This window comes from Lysinibacillus sp. G4S2, assembly GCF_030348505.1.
In the GTDB taxonomy this organism is placed as follows: domain Bacteria; phylum Bacillota; class Bacilli; order Bacillales_A; family Planococcaceae; genus Lysinibacillus.
In genome coordinates this window covers 4,174,627-4,193,689 of the sequence record NZ_JAUCFJ010000002.1, presented here as the reverse complement: position 1 = coordinate 4,193,689, position 19,063 = coordinate 4,174,627, and the positions used below count along the sequence as shown (strand labels likewise).

At 38.0% G+C, this 19,063-nt stretch carries 15 protein-coding genes; 11 read left to right on the top strand and 4 right to left on the bottom strand.

The features are described 5' to 3' along the window. The first annotated feature begins 50 nt into the window (after positions 1–50). From QUF91_RS21225 to QUF91_RS21190, 8 genes are all read left to right on the top strand, one after another. A complete protein-coding gene (locus QUF91_RS21225; RefSeq protein WP_289419262.1) occupies positions 51–572 on the top strand; it encodes a DUF84 family protein in 522 nt (173 codons plus the stop codon). A gap of 94 nt (positions 573–666) precedes the next feature. Then, positions 667–1,185 carry a hypothetical protein gene (locus QUF91_RS21220; protein WP_289419261.1) on the top strand — a complete coding sequence of 173 codons (519 nt, stop codon included), beginning with the start codon at positions 667–669 and terminating at the stop codon, positions 1,183–1,185. Positions 1,186–1,439: 254 nt separating this feature from the next. Continuing rightward, entirely contained in the window at positions 1,440–2,264 is an 825-nt protein-coding gene (locus tag QUF91_RS21215; RefSeq protein ID WP_289419260.1) for a DUF1444 domain-containing protein, read from the top strand. Further along, a complete protein-coding gene (ytpR, locus tag QUF91_RS21210) occupies positions 2,261–2,875 on the top strand; it encodes a YtpR family tRNA-binding protein (RefSeq protein WP_289419259.1) in 615 nt (204 codons plus the stop codon). Before QUF91_RS21215 ends, ytpR begins: the two co-directional genes overlap by 4 nt. Before the next feature lie 187 nt (positions 2,876–3,062). Continuing rightward, entirely contained in the window at positions 3,063–6,446 is a 3,384-nt protein-coding gene (locus tag QUF91_RS21205; RefSeq protein ID WP_289419258.1) for a DNA translocase FtsK, read from the top strand. A 227-nt stretch (positions 6,447–6,673) separates the two neighbouring features. Beyond that, a complete protein-coding gene (gene murC / locus QUF91_RS21200; RefSeq protein WP_289419257.1) occupies positions 6,674–7,987 on the top strand; it encodes a UDP-N-acetylmuramate--L-alanine ligase in 1,314 nt (437 codons plus the stop codon). Between the two features lie 110 nt (positions 7,988–8,097). After that, positions 8,098–8,604, top strand: coding sequence for a DUF948 domain-containing protein (locus tag QUF91_RS21195; RefSeq protein WP_285398563.1), 507 nt, complete (start codon positions 8,098–8,100; stop codon positions 8,602–8,604). Between the two features lie 133 nt (positions 8,605–8,737). Further along, on the top strand, positions 8,738–9,238 hold the full coding sequence (locus QUF91_RS21190) for a YtxH domain-containing protein (protein WP_289419256.1): 501 nt from the start codon (positions 8,738–8,740) through the stop codon (positions 9,236–9,238). Positions 9,239–9,302: 64 nt separating this feature from the next. On the opposite strand, the gene QUF91_RS21185 is transcribed toward QUF91_RS21190, so the two are convergent. Further along, the gene (locus tag QUF91_RS21185; RefSeq protein ID WP_289419255.1) at positions 9,303–11,456 is read right to left on the bottom strand and encodes a cell division FtsA domain-containing protein; all 2,154 of its coding nucleotides are present in this window, start codon (positions 11,454–11,456) and stop codon (positions 9,303–9,305) included. 185 nt (positions 11,457–11,641) lie between these two features. Here QUF91_RS21185 and QUF91_RS21180 point away from each other — a divergent pair, with 185 nt between their 5' ends. Both QUF91_RS21180 and ccpA read left to right on the top strand, forming a co-directional pair. Continuing rightward, positions 11,642–12,727 carry a bifunctional 3-deoxy-7-phosphoheptulonate synthase/chorismate mutase gene (locus tag QUF91_RS21180; RefSeq protein ID WP_285398566.1) on the top strand — a complete coding sequence of 362 codons (1,086 nt, stop codon included), beginning with the start codon at positions 11,642–11,644 and terminating at the stop codon, positions 12,725–12,727. Positions 12,728–13,043: 316 nt separating this feature from the next. After that, a complete protein-coding gene (gene ccpA / locus QUF91_RS21175) occupies positions 13,044–14,048 on the top strand; it encodes a catabolite control protein A (RefSeq protein WP_285398567.1) in 1,005 nt (334 codons plus the stop codon). Between the two features lie 98 nt (positions 14,049–14,146). Here ccpA and QUF91_RS21170 read toward each other — a convergent pair whose 3' ends face one another. From QUF91_RS21170 to QUF91_RS21160, 3 genes are read right to left on the bottom strand one after another with little or no spacing between them, the layout of a single operon-like run. Further along, positions 14,147–15,307, bottom strand: coding sequence for an acetoin utilization protein AcuC (locus QUF91_RS21170; protein ID WP_285398568.1), 1,161 nt, complete (start codon positions 15,305–15,307; stop codon positions 14,147–14,149). Continuing rightward, the gene (locus QUF91_RS21165; RefSeq protein WP_285398569.1) at positions 15,304–15,954 is read right to left on the bottom strand and encodes an acetoin utilization AcuB family protein; all 651 of its coding nucleotides are present in this window, start codon (positions 15,952–15,954) and stop codon (positions 15,304–15,306) included. Before QUF91_RS21165 ends, QUF91_RS21170 begins: the two co-directional genes overlap by 4 nt. Positions 15,955–15,978: 24 nt before the next feature. Then, positions 15,979–16,611, bottom strand: a complete 633-nt coding sequence (locus tag QUF91_RS21160; protein WP_289419254.1) for a GNAT family N-acetyltransferase — start codon at positions 16,609–16,611, stop codon at positions 15,979–15,981. A 323-nt stretch (positions 16,612–16,934) separates the two neighbouring features. On the opposite strand from QUF91_RS21160, the gene acsA reads away from it, so the two are divergent. Then, a complete protein-coding gene (acsA, locus tag QUF91_RS21155) occupies positions 16,935–18,662 on the top strand; it encodes an acetate--CoA ligase (protein WP_481817472.1) in 1,728 nt (575 codons plus the stop codon). Positions 18,663–19,063: the final 401 nt, after the last annotated feature.

Sequence of the window (19,063 nt, the reverse complement as noted above, 5' to 3'; positions counted from 1 at the left end):
AAGATGCCTCTAGGGGCGTCTTTTTCTATGCAAGAAAGAGGGATTAGAAAATGAACATAGCTATTGGTACAACAAACAAAGCAAAAACAGAGGCAGTTGAAGTTATAGCTAGAAAGTATTTCGATAAACCAAATTTCACCTGTGTTAAGGCTGTATCCAAAGTATCTGATCAACCGATGACTCATGAAGAAACACGATTAGGAGCAATAAACCGTTCGAAACATGCGATGGATGAGACGGGTGCACAATTATCGTTCGGTCTAGAAGGTGGAGTAACTGAAATTGACGGTGTTATGTACGTATGTAACTGGGGAGCTCTTACAGTAGCAAATGGCACAACCTATACAGCTGCTGGTGCACAAATTATATTACCAGAAGAAATTGCCCGGGAAATAAGAGCTGGGAAGGAACTTGGGCCTGTGATGGAGCAATATACACAACGTCGAGATATTCGACAAGGTGCGGGGGCTGTAGGTATTTTTACGCAAGGGTTAGTGAGTCGTCAGATGATGTTTGAGCATATTGTCTCGCTTCTGATTGGTCAATATTTATTCACATTAGCACATGAGTAATGTCTTTTAATTAGTGATAATGGAACAGTGAAGTTGCAACTTTACAAGAATTTTTTTACAATAGAACAAAGTTAGCAATGAAAGGAAGAGAAATATGTCTCATACATGGCTACGAGCGGTAGGCTTAGTGCTTTTACTGTTGGGACTTTCTGGTTGTAATCAATCTGTTGATGAACAAATTAAAAATGGACTTAAAACAACAGAAACTGTTTTTGCAGAAGAGCCAGAGAAGCATACAGATAGTATCGGGGATGTAGAATTATACTTACCTTCCAACTTTAAAGTTGACGAAAGTTCAGATGCATATAATATATTGGTAACTAAAGGAAAAGAGAGTTATGTTCTTTTCATCAATGATCGCGAAGCTGCAGATAGTAAACTCTATTACAATTTATTAAAAGAGGATAGTTCAAAAAAGATAATTGAAGAAAATACGTATGAAAAGGATGGTATTTTCGGTTTTTCAGCTGTTTCAAAAACTGACAATGACGACGAATATGAGCTTATTGTAAGTAGCGGTGGCGTAAAAATGACGACCATTTCTCCAGCAAAACATATTGAAGATAATTTACATGAGATGACGAAAATCGTTCATTCGGTTAAGATTAAGTAATTGGATAGTTTTGAACAGAACGGTTCACAAACATGTGAGCCGTTTTCTCTTCATTCAGCATTCTACAAAGACGCTTACCTCTATAGTTGATGAGTTAAAAGCTTTTTTTGTGAATGACCAAATATTTACTGAAATAGAAGAGCTCAGTCTAAGTACGCACATCCAATTTGTTTGCGAGAAAGTGTAGTGCTAACGAAGCGACTGCTGCAATTACGCAGAGGCAAAATTGATTTTAAAGAAAGGATGTGAGCTAGGTGAAACAAATTAAATCCGAACAACTTGTGTCCCTATTAAAACAACAATTAAATGAGGAAAAGTTTGATTTTGAATTTGATAAAAAGCATGATAAATTACGCCTTAACCATAAAAAAATTGGTAAAGGGATGGAGCTATCTCTACCAGGCATTTTAGCAAAATATAATGACAAGCAAGGGGCTGCAATCGATGAAGTTGTTTATACAATCGAGCAAACCTTTAATGCAATGGAACAAGAGATGGAACAAGGATTCCAAGCTACTACACAAATTTATCCAGTTATTCGCGCTACATCCTACCCTCTAGCCTCAAAGGAGGGGCATGCATTCATCACTACTGAACATACAGCTGAAACACGTATTTTTTATGCGCTTGATTTAGGAAAAACTTATCGTTTTATTGATGAATCCATGTTAGAGGTACTACAATTAACAGTAGAGCAAATTCGTGAAATGGCACGATTTTCTGTCAAGCAACTACCAACAGTCTATAAGAAAGATGAAGTTGCGGAGAATATTTTCTATTTTGTTAATGCTAATGATGGTTATGATGCAAGTCGCATTTTAAATGAGGGCTTTTTAAAAGACATGCAGACTAAAATTGAAGGCGATATGACGTTATCTGTGCCACATCAGGATGTATTAATAGTAGGTGATATTCGGAATGAAACAGGGTATGATGTATTAGCGCAGATGACGATGCATTTCTTCACTGTCGGTACCGTACCGATTACGTCATTATCTTTTATTTATGAAGATGGGGAGCTAGAACCAATCTTTATATTAGCAAAAAACAGAGTTAAAAAGGAGCAAGAGGAACAATGAATGTATTTTACAACAAAGAGCATGTAGGAGATGTATTGCTAGTACAATTAGCAACAGAATCAATCGTGAAAACAGAGGTAGAACGTGCAGGCGATCTCGCTATTTTAAAGGAAGCACAGACAGGAGAAATTAAAGCATTTAATTTATTTAATGCCAGCAGCTATATACAAACTGATGCAAAAGGTCTAGTTGAAGTTACTCCAGAATTAGTTGCACAGCTAGAGGCAGCTATTGTAAAAAATGGCGCTGAAATTAGTCTTGATGTAGATTTTTCTCCAAAATTTGTTGTAGGTTATGTAGAAACTAAGGACAAGCATCCAAATGCTGATAAACTAAGCATTTGCTCTGTAAACGTTGGTGAAGAGACATTACAAATTGTATGTGGTGCACCTAATGTTGAAGCTGGTCAAAAAGTTGTCGTGGCAAAAATCGGTGCAGTGATGCCTTCTGGTATGCTTATTAAAGAAGGTAATTTACGAGGTGTTGATTCATACGGCATGTTATGTTCAGCACGAGAATTAGGAATACCAAATGCACCTTCTGAAAAAGGAATTTTAGTATTACCAGAAGATGCGGTAATTGGTAATGCGTTTGAAACGCCAACTAGATAAAATATACTTAAAATCGTTATGCTACTAATATGCTAGTAACATAACGATTTTTTTGTCTAGAATGAGCCTCTAAATGCAAGTTTCTATCACATTTTTATGGTATGCTTTTTGTTATAGACATTGAATTAGTTTTTGAAATGAATTAGACAATGCTATAAATGAAGTGTCAGAGAAATGAGTGAACAATGTGAATTGGATTAAAAAACAAATGAATAAATTTTTAAATAAAGATGACAATGAATACGAATATGAAGAATTTTATGAAGACTATGAAGAAGAACAATCTGAGCAGCTACATTCATTTAAAGAAGCTCCTGGATCACAGCAAAAAACTTTTCGTTTTCCGTTAATTGAGGATGAGGAGTTTTCAGCTTCACCATCAACAACACAAACACAAACACCATCAAAAGAAGCATTCAATCAAATGGAGGATGCTTATTACGGGCAAATTGAAGATTTATCTCTGCCTAAGCATTTAAATAATCATATTGTCGATTCAAGTGTTTATGATATTGAGATTTCAGGAATTCGAGAATTATTAGCCAATCGTACGAAGCGAACTGGTAGAACGACGGTTACACGAAGTCAGCATGAACAGAATAATCGTACAAAAGCAAGTCGCGTTTTTCGAGATGCACAAAATGAGCAACCTATTACCCCTAAAGAAACTAATTATTCACTAGAAAAGACAGTTGAACAAAGCGTACCTACTAATCACAAGCGTTTTGTACCAAGCGATGTTCCGTCGCCGGTCTATGGTTTTTCTAAGCCGAGCCCAATTGAGCAATTATTAGAGAAGCGGAAGGAAGAGCACGACAAGAAAGAGTCTGAAATACTTACAGCATCTACGTCTTTAAAAGAAGCGACAACAAATGAGGCTATTGAAAATATACTAGAAGAAAAAGAGCCTATTAGCTCAGTTCAGAAAGATGAACCTGAACAGCTTGAAATCAAGGAAACCATTGAAGAAACAACAAAGCAACCGATTACTTTTGATGAAAAATTTATAGATGAAACGAACCAGCCTAGTAATGAAACGAACACGGAATTACCTGTATTGCAAACGACCTCCTTTGCCGTAGAATTCGAAGACCAAGTGAAAGAGGCAGTTCAACAAGAGTTGAATGTTGAACAACTTTCAGCGAATCAATCAAAAATTCATGTAAAAGAAGTAGTTGTGGAACAAGTGCAAATTGAGAATTCTACCATCCACATTGGAGAAGTTACAGTAGTCCAGCCGACAACGAATGTAGATGATGAGCAAAAGGTGTTAGAAGAGAACTCTGTGGAGGAAGCGAAGCAGGAAAAAAGCGGAATTCCTTTTAATGTATTAATGTTAAAAACAGATAAAGAGAAATGGAGAATCCAACAGCAATTAAAAAATACGAAGCCAACTCTAACAATTGTTGAAGAAGCCCAGGAAACTCAAGAAGCTCAGGAAGTTCAAAAAGCCCAGGAAACTCAAAAAGCCCAGGAAACTCAAAAAGCCCAGGAAGTTCAAGAAGCCCAAGAAGTTCAAGAAGCCCAGGAAACTCAAAAAGCCCAGGAAGTTCAAGAAGCTCAGGAAGTTCAAAAAGCCCAGGAAACTCAAGAAGCTCAAGAAGCTCAAGAAGCTCAAGAAGCTCAAGATGCCCAGGAAACTCAAGAAGCCCAGGAAGTTCAAAAAGCCCAGGAAACTCAAGAAGCTCAAGAAGAGCAAGAGTCTTCTTCTGAACTTATTAATTTGGATGCAGAACATCGATTAATACCATCCAATAAAGAAGAAAATCAACAATCTTTAACTTCAGAGATTGCTGATTTAGTGATGGATAATATAACAGCACCACAAACGACGAAGGAAAATGAAGTTTCTATTCAAAATAGTGCACTAGCCAATGCTACAACAGAGGGTGTATCAGTCATTACTATGTCACCAGTAGCAACGATGTCTAGCGTTTCGACATTAGAAAAGACAGTAATCGACATTGAGAGTTCCAACGAAATTTCAGCGACTACCGAGATGGAAGCTGACTCAACTATTGAACAGGAGCTTACTACAAAAAATGTAGAGATTCCTAAGGAGAATATGAATGACACAGGAGAATTCCCAGAGCAACCTTCCCTATCAGATGAAACATTAGTGGAAAATCAAGTAATGGAAAGTCCTCCAAAACCTGTTCATGTGTATCAAAAGCCAAATGATGAGTTTCTAGAGCCACCTGAGGAAAAAACACAGGATACTGAATGGATGGAGCAACAGGGCGATACGTTGGTTGAAGCTTTGTCTTATTTCCAAGTATCAGCTCAAATAGAATCCATTATGCAAGGACCTGCCGTGACACAATTTGAAATAACAGTGAGTCATGGTACGAAGGTTAGCAAAATCCGCAATCTAGCAGATGATTTGAAGCTGGCATTGGCAGCAAAAGACATCCGCATCCAAGCTCCGATTCCTGGAAAGAGCTCAATTGGCATTGAGATACCGAACCGTGTATCTCGCGCAGTTCGATTATCGGAAGTGACAAATAGTGCTTCTTTCCTCGAGTCAGATTCACCGTTAGAAGCAGCATTGGGTCTGGATTTAACAGGGAAGCCTGTAACTATTGATTTACGAAAAATGCCACATGGCTTAATTGCTGGAGCTACAGGTTCTGGTAAATCAGTTTGTATTAATTCAATTTTGGTTAGTTTACTATATAAGGCTGCACCTCATGAATTAAAGCTGATGCTCATTGATCCTAAAATGGTAGAGTTAGCACCGTTTAATCATATTCCACATTTAGTTAGCCCGGTCATCACAGATGTTAAGGCTGCTACTGCTGCACTGAAATGGGCAGTAGAGGAAATGGAGCGTCGTTATCAGTTATTTGCTCATGCGGGTGCACGTGATATTACACGTTATAATGCAATTGCGGATAAAAATAATGAACATAGCTTAAAATTACCGTATATTCTAATTGTCATTGATGAGCTAGCCGATTTAATGATGATGTCTCCTGCAGATGTAGAAGAGGCAATCTGTCGTATTGCGCAAAAAGCACGTGCTTGTGGTATCCATTTAATTGTTGCGACTCAAAGACCGTCTGTTGACGTTATTACAGGGCTTATTAAATCAAATATTCCTACACGTATTGCCTTTGCGGTATCATCCCAAATCGATTCACGTACTATTTTAGATGGGCAAGGAGCAGAAAGATTACTTGGACGAGGTGATATGTTATATTTAGGTAATGGTATGTCTGCCCCTGTGCGTTTGCAGGGAACCTTTGTGACAGATGATGAAATTGAAGCGATTATTGAGCATGTTCGTGAGCAAGGAGAGCCGGATTATATATTCGATCAAGAGGAGCTTTTAAAGAAAACGGAAGTTTCTGCTGAGCAAGATGATCTGTTTGAGGATGTCTGTCGATTTGTGTATGAACAGGGAGGAGCTTCTACTTCCTTGATTCAGCGAAAATACCATATTGGCTATAATCGTGCTGCTCGTTTAATCGATATGTTAGAATCTCATGGCTTTGTGTCTGAGGCAAGAGGCAGTAAACCGCGAGAAAGTTACATGACGGAAGAAGACTTAATAGCTATGTTTGAATAATAATTGCATTGTTTTCGTCTAGATTATCTTATTTACGTCGAATTTAGTTTTTTTAGAAAAGTTACACATTTATCCTTGTGCATAAATAGTGCTATAATAGACAAGATGTGTTGAATAGTACGTATTTTTTAGTACTTGTAAAGGTATTAATACCTAAGAAAAAGTTAAAAATACGATACACCTAATAGATGATAGAAGGGATATTGAATTCCCGGGGGGTTTAATTAATGACAGTTTTTCATTTCACAGGCATTAAAGGTTCTGGCATGAGTTCCCTTGCACAAATCTTATTTGATGCTGGTGAACAAGTACAGGGCTCAGATGTTGATAAATATTTCTTCACGGAACAACCGTTACGTGAACGTAATATTCCAATTTTTACATTTAATGCAGATAATATTAAAGAAGGTATGACAATTATTGCAGGAAACGCATTTCCTGATGACCATCCTGAATTAGAACGTGCTCGCCAAATCGGTGCAGAAGTTATTCGCTACCATAAATTTTTAGGTGAATATATCGGTAATTATACGTCGATTGCTATTACTGGTGCACATGGTAAAACATCTACGACAGGCTTAATGTCTCATGTTGTAGGTGGTTATAAACCAACTTCATATTTAATCGGTGATGGAACAGGAGCTGGGCATGCAAATGCTGACTTCTTTGTAATGGAGGCATGTGAATACCGTCGACACTTTTTAGCTTACAATCCAGATTACGCTGTAATGACTAATATTGATTTTGACCATCCAGACTATTTTGCCAACATAGAGGATGTTTATTCAGCGTTTCAATCATTAGCTTTACAGGTTAAAAAAGCAATTATTGCTTGTGGTGATGATGAACAGTTACAACGTATTCAAGCGAAGGTACCTGTTGTGTATTATGGCTTTGGAGCTGAAAATGATTTTGAAGCTCGTAATGTTGAAAAAACAACAGAGGGTACAAAATTTGATGTATTTGTTCGCAATGAATTTTATAGTACATTCTTTATCCCATTGTTTGGAGATCATGCGGTATTAAACACATTAGCAGTTATTACACTTTGCGAGTATGAAGGAATATCACCAGATATTATCCAAGCACGTTTAATCACTTATAAAGGTGTAAAAAGACGTTTTACAGAAACGGATATTGGAAATAATGTTTTAATAGACGACTATGCACATCATCCAACTGAAATACGTGCAACGGTTCAATCAGCGCGACAAAAATTTCCAGAACGTGAACTGGTAGCTATTTTCCAACCACATACATTTACACGTACGCAAGCTTTTTTACAGGATTTTGCAAATAGTCTAAATCTTGCAGATACAGCCTACTTATGTGATATATTTGGTTCTGCAAGGGAAACACAAGGCGCACTTTCAATCCAAGATTTAGCCTCTTTAATTGAAGGTAGTGCAGTGATTACCACTGAAGGAATTGAAGTGCTAACAAAACATGAGGGCGCAGTATTTTTATTTATGGGCGCTGGCGATGTTCACAAATTCCAAGATGCATTTGAAGACGTGCTAAAAAACAACGAAACAGCTTAGTCCGTAAGGAATAAGCTGTTTTTTCTCAAAAATGAGGAGGAAATCAGTTTTTTTTGTCGAAAATAAGGAAATGAATAGTAAAGAGAATATTTACTGCGGGAGGTCTAGTTATGGAAGTTATTTTGTATATTGCAGCAATCATTGCAGCAATCGGTTTTTTAATTTTATGTGTGAGCGTCGGAATGACATTATTTTCGCTCAAAGCAATTCTTAACAGCTTAGCTGGAACATTATCAGGGATTGAGGGACAAATGGAAGGTATTACGCGCGAAACGACTTCCTTACTATCCAAAACAAATAGCTTGGCAGAGGATATTCAAGAAAAATCTGAACAGTTAAATTCCGTTGTTCATGCAGTCAAAGGAATTGGTGACTCTGTGAACGGTTTAAATAATTCTGTACAGCAAATTACTTCTTCGGTTTCAAAAAGTGTGGAACAAAATGAAGAAAAAATTGCACAGGTTGTTCAGTGGAGCAATGTCGCAATGGGCATTGCCGAAAAGTGGAGAAAGCGCAAAATTATCGATCAGGCACATGAGACGGTTCAAGAAGATATTTACTCTTCTGAATCAGAACAGATGGAAAAACCGAAAAGAAAATGGGGCCGTAAAAAGTGATTATTATTCGGTATACATTGAATGTTAACTGAATAAAAATAAAGTCTTAGGCATAAATTGAAGATGCATCCGCGAAAGCAGATGGACAACCAGTCTAGGCAAATTAGATTATTTTATGGGGAGGAATTGTTGCATGACAACTCAAAAACCAAATTTTAATGAAGTGAAGGAACAACAGCTTGAAAGTTCATTACCACAGCTTTATCATCCGCAAGAATCGATTTATGAAGAGGAGCGTGTGAACATGAAAGATTTTGTTATTGGTGCATTAGTTGGGGGGATAGTAGGCGCAGCTGCTGGCTTACTATTAGCTCCAAAATCAGGAAAAGATTTACGAAGCGAGGTAGCAGTACAAGCTGTTAACTTAAAAGATAAGAGTGCAGATTTCTCGACAACTGCAAAAGATAAAACGGTTCAATTATCTAAACAAATTCAAGAGCAATCTACACAATTAGTAGAGAAAGTTAAAACATTAAAATCAGCAAAAGCACCAACTGTTTTTGATGATGGTACAGTTTCTTTCGAGGGTGAAGAGCCACTAGAGGATTTTATTCCTAGTGAAGAACCTAAAGCAGAGGACGCTAGTGAAAAAAAGGGACAAGCTGAAGAAAAAAGCGAAGAAGTACGCGCTTAATGCATGAGATAAAGAAGGGATACGATACGTCTTTCTAATGACGTATCGTATCCCTTTTAATTTATTAAGATATAGGCGCTTCTTCTAGTAAAATTTCTAATTTATCTCCGCCGAAGATTTCCATATCAAAGCTTGCCAGTTGACCATTGCGTAAAATTGTAAAATTACCTTTAAATGTAGTCGGTAGTTGCCAATTGGAGTAGCGGAACACATCTTGGTAAATCCAACGACTTCGGTCTTTTTCTTTAAATGAGATGGTTGCTCCATTTGGTACTGTTGAAAGTGGTGATACGACTACTTGATTAACGAGTACTTCGTTCGCCATCTTCTTCAGCTCCAACACCTCATTTTGGAAATGTATAATGATGTTATCCTCAAGTAAAACATTCATTTGGTCGGCTATACGTTGAACAGTAGGGAATGTTTGTTGCTGAAATGTTATAACATCACCATCTTGTACAGCATAGGTCATTTTAGATGGTTTACCATTAATCATTAATTGCGCTGAAAACTCTGGTAAATAAAGTGGCTTCCCGTCTACCTGAATAAAAAATGACTCAAATTGTTTTAACAACGCCCAATTATTTGTGAGCTTAAATACATCCTCTATTGTTTCAGCAATTTCAAACTTAATAACATCTCGATCATTTAATGCACTATCTAAAGATGCAGGGGAACCATTAACAGTAATTTGTGGTTCAATTACATACTTTGTATGCTGAATTGTGACTGTTTTGATGGCAGCATCATCGACAATATCTCTCACTGTAGCAGTAGCTTGCTGACCGTCTTGGCCTTCAATTAACTGGATGGCATCGCCTGTTTTAATCATTGTTTTAGTGGATGCTTGATGCCCATTTACTAAAATTTCCGCCGGTTGACCGTGACCACCAGGGATGAAAATATCTTGTCCATTTACACTCACTGATAAGCCATGTCCTGGCTTTCCATATAATTGCTTTGCTCGAATATTGGCTGCTAAAAATGCATCGGCAACGGTCATTTCCTTTAATTCGAAAAGGCGAACTACTTGTTCATTGACAGTTAGACTCATATATTGAATGGGCATTTTTTTGGCTGCAATAGCAATACCGATTGGGGTCACCAATTCAGGAGATGCTTTAATATGATCTTCCTTCGTAATGTTTTGAATGGCGTCAATCCCTCGAACGGCAATACGATTTGCAGGTAAATCTAGTACTAGTCCAAGTTCAGATGTAAGGTTTGGTGTTAAGCTACCGCCACCAACAAGCATGACCGCCTTAGGAGCTGTACGATTATTAAGACGTAAAATTTCTTCCCCAATGGCTTTTGCAAGTTGCTTGACAGAAGTATCAATGGCTTGAAGAACTTCTTCTTTCGGATAATATTGATCAAAGCCTAAAATATCTTGAATTAAAATTTCTTCTTCTGTTTGCAGTTGACGCTTCACCTTTTCGGCAACAGGGAAGTCGAGCAAGTAGTGATCACTTAAAGCCTCTGTTATTTCATCACCAGCTGTTGGTACCATGCCATAAGCGACAACAGTACTTTTATCGGTAATAGCAATATCAGAGGTACCCGCACCAATATCAACAAGAGCGACATTTAAACGACGCATTGTTGGAGGGATAAGCACATTAATAGCGGCAATAGGTTCTAATGTTAGTGCATCCATTTCTAAATCTGCGCGTTTAAGAGCCGCAATAAGTGACTCTACGACAACTCGTGGCAGGAACGTTGCAATAACTTCAATTTGTGCCTCATTACCTTGCTGATCGAGTAGGCTACCAATTTCTTCTCCATCTAAACGATAATATAAAACTGAATATCCAACACAATAATAGTGGCTTATTTTGGTATCCTCTTTATGTTGAAGGAGCTGTTGCTGTGCCTGTTGAACAGCTTGTAGTTCTAAACGGCTTATATCTTCTTCCGTAAAGATTGGTCGATTACGAATATTGATTGTCACGCTAGCTTGTTCTGTTTTCAATGAGCGACCAGCCGCAGCGACACTTACTTTTGTTAAAGGACCATGTTTTTCTTCAAGTTCATGTTTAATTTCATTGATTAAATCTGCCACATACATGACATTATGTATTTGACCATCAACCATGGCGCGTTCTTTATGTTCTTTTACTAAGATATCCTTCACGTGAAAGTGGTCATTATCTTCTGCTAAAATAATGCCTACTACAGAACGTGTACCGATATCAAGTGCAAATAATTTTGAACTCAATGTAATCGCTTCCTTTCCTATAATACTAACTTCTTTCAGCGGATTTTAATTTAGCGAGTTGAAGCGCTAAATTAAAAATGCGTGACATTCTGTACAACATTGATTATAATATTGCTAATATCTAAAAATGTAACATACATTTCAGAGTTCTGAAAGTGTCTGTCATGAGGAGAGGAGCAAGAAGCATGAGCCAAAAAGATTTAGAAAGCTTACGTAGTCAAATAGACGGTTTAAACTTAGAAATTCTTCGTCTAATTAACGAACGAGCAACTGTAGTTGATGAAATCGGTAAGATTAAAGAAAAACAAGGTGTGAATCGTTATGATCCATTACGTGAACGCCACATGCTTGATCTCATCAAAGAACACAATCAAGGTCCGTTAAATCAAATGACGGTTGATTATATATTTAAGCAAATCTTTAAAACAGCTTTAAAACAACTTGAAGCAGATAAGAAAAAAGAGTTACTTGTATCTCGTAAAAAGAAATCAGAAGATACTGTCATTAATGTGAATGGTGAGCTAATTGGCCAAGGAAAACCATCTTTCGTATTTGGACCTTGTGCTGTAGAATCATACGAGCAAGTTGCAGCAGTAGCAGCATCTATTAAAGCAAAAGGTGAAAAATTGATTCGTGGTGGTGCTTATAAACCACGTACTTCTCCTTACGACTTCCAAGGTCTTGGATTAGAAGGCCTGAAAATTCTAAAACGTGTGTCAGAGGAATACGGTTTAGCCGTTATTACGGAAATTGTTACACCAGGTCATTTAGAGGAAGCATTGGATTATATCGATGTCATCCAAATTGGTGCACGTAATATGCAAAACTTCGAATTATTAAAAGCAGCGGGTGCTGCAAACAAACCTGTACTTTTAAAACGAGGCTTAGCAGCGACAATTGATGAATTCATTCACGCGGCAGAATACATTATGTCTAAAGGTAATGAGAACATTATTCTTTGTGAGCGTGGTATCCGTACTTATGAAAAAGCAACACGTAACACATTAGATATTTCTGCTGTACCAATTTTAAAACAAGAAACGCATTTACCAGTGTTTGTAGACGTTACGCATTCAACAGGTCGTCGCGATTTACTATTACCATGTGCGAAGGCGGCAATTGCTATTGGAGCTGATGGCGTCATGGCAGAGGTTCATCCAGATCCATCTGTAGCACTATCTGACTCACAACAACAAATGGATATTCCAACATTTGATGCTTTCTACGAAACACTACAAAATTTCATGAAGAACTATGAAATCCGTGCTTAATTGTTTTAAAAAACCGCTTGCTTAAATCAGCAGGCGGTTTTTACTATATAGTGACAAAATAATGTCTAGAATAGTACTATTTGTACTTGGTTTTTCTTTTCATGCACTTACTTCTTCTTGAAAAGATTATGAAAATTATCGTATTATAAGGCTATAAAAGGCTCAACACCAAAAGTTGGGGATAAAACATATGCTCACGTATATAAGTTGATTGGAGTGGAAGCTGGACGCCATCAGGAAAGCGCCCAGTCGGAACGGCATTCAACCCCAAGTTATGATGATGAGTCCTATAAAAGGAAAAAGGGAGGCACGTACGATGACTGTTACAATTTATGATGTTGCAAGAGAAGCAAATGTTTCTATGGCAACGGTCTCTCGTGTAGTCAATGGCAATCAAAACGTAAAACCGGCAACACGAAAAAAAGTATTAGAAGTAATTGAGCGATTAGAGTATCGTCCAAACGCAGTAGCGCGAGGATTAGCAAGTAAGAAAACAACAACAGTTGGCGTGATTATCCCAGATATTGCAAACAATGTTTATGCGGAGCTGGCACGTGGTGTAGAGGATATTGCAACAATGTATCGTTACAATATTATTTTAGCCAACTCAGATCAACATGAAGATAAAGAGCTACAGCTACTGGATACAATGCTGGGGAAACAAGTTGACGGTATTGTCATGATGAGTGATGAAGTTACTGAGAAAATGCAACAAACGATGGATCATTCACCTGTACCAATTGTGCTTGCGGGTTCAGTAGATGAATCACAAACTATCGCGACTGTTAATATTGATTATTACCAAGCAGCTTATGAAGCGATTACTTTACTCATTCAAAACGGGCATAAGAGAATCGGCTTTGTAACAGGTCCGCTTACTTATACTATTAATGGAAAATTCAAACTTGAGGCTTATAAAAAAGCTTTACAGGACGCAGGTTACCCTATAGATGAATCACTAATTGCTGCAGAAGAATCGAGCTATGATATGGGATTAGAGGCGTGGGAAACATTATCCTCACTTGAAAATCCTCCAACCGCTTATTTTGCAGGCAGTGATGAATTGGCAATCGGACTGATTCACGGTGCCCAGGATACAGGAAAAAATGTACCGGAGGATATTGAAGTGATCAGCTTCGAAAATTCAAAATTAGCACGTATGGTACGTCCACAGCTTACAAGTGTAGCGCTACCACTGTACGACATTGGAGCTGTCGCAATGCGTTTGCTGACAAAATTGATGAACAAAGAGCCTGTTGAAGACGAAGCGGTTATTTTACCTCATCGCATTGAACATCGACAATCTGTCAAAAGTAAATAATGGTACTTAACACGTAAATCTGTTCGAGGATTTACGTGTTTTTTATGAAGACGGATAGCACAAATGAAAAAGCCCCACGATCGTCGTGAGGCTTAAAGTTAAGCTCGTTTTTCATTGCGAATAATATGTAGAGCTTTGGCCAGCATTTGCTCATTTTTTTCTTCAATCTCAGCTTTCCGAGGGATTGGCTCATACAAAGGATTTGGATCCTCCCAAGTTGGAATAAAAGGCACTGGTGCTTCAGGCTGCCAACGATCTAACCATGCTTGAGGGAGAGGTCCTGTCGGTAAATGCTGATCGGTCATTTCAAGCCATAGCATAGACCACGCACGAGGCACGACACGCCAAATATCGTAGCCTCCACCACCGACAGCAATCCATTTACCGCCGCAATATTCATGTGCTAATTTATGCGCAAGCTTTGGGATTTCTCTATAAATATTCATTGTTCCATATAAATGAGTTAATGGATCGAAAAAATGTGCATCTGCGCCATTTTGCGTTAGCACAACATCTGGCTTGAAAAATTCAAAGACTTCTCGCATAGCTTTTTCATATATATCTAGGAAACTCTCATCTTCCGTAAAAGCATCAATTGGAAAATTAAAAGAAGTGCCGTAGCCCTGCCCATTTCCACGTTCCGTAATATTACCGGTTCCGGGGAAAAGGTAACGGCCTGTTTCATGAATAGATAATGTACAAACATCCGGGTCTTCATAAAAGCTCCATTGTACACCATCTCCATGATGGGCATCGGTATCCACATAAAGTACACGAGCATTGTATTTTTCCTGCAAATAGCGAATGGCTACTGTACTATCGTTATAAATACAAAAACCTGATGCTCGGCCACGAAAGCCATGATGTAGCCCTCCACCTAGATTGAGGGCGTGCTCGGCTTTTCCTTCCATAACATAATCGACAGCTGTTAACGTTCCACCGACAAGCTGTGCACTTGCTTCATGCATATTTTCAAAAATAGGTGTATCTTCGGTGCCTATACCGTAGCTTTCGCATTGTGCCTCTGAAAGATCACCATGCCCAGCTCTTTTAACGATATCAATATATTTTGGATCATGTGCAAGCAACAGCTCCTCCTCTGTAGCAACACGAGCTGGAACAATATCTAAATCATCAAGAGCGTCTATATTTTTTAACAAATCCATTGTAAGCGTCAAGCGTTTATGATTGAAAGGATGGGTATCTGAAAATTTATATCCGAGTTGCTCTGGCGAGTAAACAAATACTGCCTTTTTCATTGTAACGAAACACCTGGTAAATTAGGCCATAAAACATCAAAGCCTTCTTTTCGTAGATCTTCAATCATAGCTAGTGGATTCAATGTTTTTACTCGGATACTTAAAATTTTGTTTTGAGTATTTTCAGAATCAGGATAAACTAAGACGCTTTGGACATTTACATGATGTTCATGAAAAATCTTTGTAATCTCAAATAATGTTCCTGGCGTATCGGATACACGGATTTCAATTTTTGAGCCAGGTTCAGTGGCACCAGTTAACTCTATATAGGTATAGAGTAAATCTGTGGTAGTCACAATGCCAACTAATTTTCCTCCAGAGACAATTGGTAAGCAACCTACTTTGGATTCATAAAAAGTAAGAGCTACTTCTTCTACAAAATCAAGTGGATGACCGACAAGTGGTTTTTTAATCATAATTTCTTCCACTTTTGCATTAAAAACTGGAGAATTAGGTTCATCCCGTAACGAGGAAGGCAAGGCCTCTTTAATATTTCGTTCAGTGATAACCCCAAGAACATGATGCTCCTCATCTACAACTGGCACATGACGTACTTTTTTCTCTCGCATTAACTTCAGCGCTTCAAACACTGTATTTGTCGGAGCCAGCGTGTAGGGCTCACCATTCATAATTTCTTCTACGATCATATACTCAATCCCCTTTGTGTTGGTTTAATACATGAAACGATTTCTGAAACGAAGTCTATCGAATCTTTCCATTGACTCATGGGGCACACGTTTTCCTTCGCGCGCCATCAGGCAGTTAGCAGGATGTGATGTAATTTCAGGATCATCTGTAGCAAAATATTCGAAGTCAGCGGAGCTCATCATTTTCTCCATCATTTTGCGATAATCCCATACGTTTAAACCAGTCCCTTTTAAATCCCAATGCCAATAATATTCGGTAGTGATAACGAGATAGTCTTCCATTTCATCTCCCATAAAAGACACGGCAAGTAGTGCTTTACCAGCACCTGTACCACGATATTCTGGAATGACTTCAATGGCACCTAGCTCAATCATGTTATCAATTCGATCCTCCGCCCATCGTTCTAATGGATCGGGATATAGATAGGTGACGTAGCCTACTATGATATCTTCATTTCGGATAATAATAATTCGTCCTTCAGGAAGTCCTGCAATTTCTATAATGGCTTGTTGTTGTTGTTTTGGAGGTCTAAAAGCAACCAAGCCTTCGTGGAATGAATATGTAGCTAATTTTTCTGGAGGAACAGGTCCTTCCACATACACAGTACCATGCTTTGTTTCCTTTGTGACAGAAAAAAAAGTTTTTTTATGTTCCATAATTACACCACCTGAGTTTAATAGTTCCATTATAGCTGATTTCTTGCGTAAAAACGCTTATTTTCGCAAAATGTACACACATTTTCGGAAAAATAAAAATATTAAGACATTCTTGGTTAATTCGTGTAAAATATATATATATTGCATCTGTTGTTTAACAGATAAATGTAGTGTGAATAAGCATTGGTTAATTTCACAGTGCATAAACTGTTATATAACAATTGCTACATAACGTAATTGTCTTTGGAGAAGGTAGCGAATTTCGCAGGGGGATAATTTGCTCACTAATGTACTAAAGCGATAGCAAAGAAAGGGGTAGTTTCATGGGGATGAAAATGATGGAGAAATTGAATGCTTTACCAAAGCAATACAATTTACCTGATTATGAGGAAACGGCAGCAATACATGATTGGGCAGAGACAGAAAAGGGATTTAGTTGGTCTGAAACAGGTCTTGTGAATATGGCGTATGAGGCAATTGATCGTCATACAGAAACACATCGGAAAAACAAAGTTGCGCTTTATTTTAATGATGGTAAACGTAAAGAGGCTTATTCTTTCAATGAAATGAAAAACATGACAAATAAAGCAGCAAATGTGTTTAAGGCAGCGACGAATTTAGCAAAAGGGGATCGTTTATTTATTTTCATGCCACGTTCACCAGAGCTTTATTTTTCATTATTAGGCGCATTGAAAATGGGTGTTATTGTAGGACCATTATTCGAGGCATTTATGGAAGGTGCTGTTTATGACAGACTTGCAGATAGTGAAGCGAAAGTATTAGTGACAACACCAGAGTTACTTGAACGTGTACCTTTAGAAAAGCTACCACATGTGCAGCACGTCTTTTTAGTAGGAGCAGATATAGAAGAAACATCACAAATTTTAGATTTCAATAAACGCCTAAAAGAGGCTTCCTCTCAATTTGACATTGAATGGGTGGACCGAGAGGATGGTATGATTCTTCATTATACTTCTGGATCAACTGGAGCACCAAAGGGCGTATTGCATGTCCATAACGCAATGCTTCAACAATATCAATCCACACAATGGGTACTTGATTTACGTGAAGAGGATATTTATTGGTGTACGGCTGATCCAGGATGGGTAACAGGCACAGCGTATGGAATTTTTGGCCCATGGTTAAATGGAGTCACAATGCTTATTGTCGGGGGGAGATTTTCACCACAAGCTTGGTACCAAGCAATTGAGGATTATAGTGTATCAGTTTGGTATAGTGCACCTACAGCTTTCAGAATGTTAATGGGCGCAGGTAGTGGCATGCTTGAGAATTATGATTTATCTTCTTTACGCCACATTTTATCTGTTGGTGAGCCGTTAAATCCAGAAGTAATTCGTTGGGGTATTGATGAGCTAGGTCACCGTATTCATGATACATGGTGGATGACGGAAACTGGTGCACATATGATTTGTAACTATCCTTCTATGGATATTAAGCCAGGGTCTATGGGGAAACCATTACCTGGTATTCATGCGACGATTGTTGATGATGCGGGAAATGAAGTACCACCTTTTACAATGGGGAATCTAGCAGTTCGACGAGGTTGGCCAGCAATGATGCGCCAAATTTGGGGGAATCCAGAGCGTTATGAATCCTATTTCTTAAAAGGTGAATGGTATGTGTCTGGGGACTCTGCCTATATGGATGATGAAGGCTACTTCTGGTTCCAGGGACGTGTAGATGATGTAATTATGACAGCTGGTGAACGTGTAGGTCCTTTCGAGGTAGAAAGTAAACTACTAGAGCATCCTGATATAGTCGAAGCAGGAGTGATTGGAAAGCCAGATCCTGTACGAGGAGAAATTATTAAAGCCTTTGTATCATTACGTGAGGGTGTTGAACCTTCAGATGCATTGATTGAGGATATTCGTAATTTTGTTAAGAAGGGCTTGTCTGCACACGCTGCCCCACGCGAAATCGAATTTAAAGATAAGCTACCAAAAACACGCAGTGGTAAGATTATGCGTCGTGTGTTAAAGGCGTGGGAGTTAAATTTACCAACGGGCGATTTATCTACGATGGAAGACTAAGTCTCAAATGAAGTTTTAATATTAATTTTTATCCACCCTAATTAAATTAGAAGAATCTGATTTCGATAAAAGCCCAAATAGTTTCGATAAAATGAGATTTTGTTTCGATAAAAGCCCAAATAGTTTCGATAAAATGAGATTTTGTTTCGATAAAAGCCCAAATAGTTTCGATAAAATGAGATTTTGTTTCGATAAAAGCCCAAATAGTTTCGATAAAATGAGATTTTGTTTCGATATAAGCTCAAATAGTTTCCATAAAGAGCGATTTTGTTTCTTTATAAATCTCCAAAGTATTCCTATAAAACGAATGGAAGTAGCTTTAGCGATTCTGTTTTGGGGCTCGACACTAAATAGCAACAAGAAAAACCCTTTCATCGATCAATAATAAACCTATTTTTTCC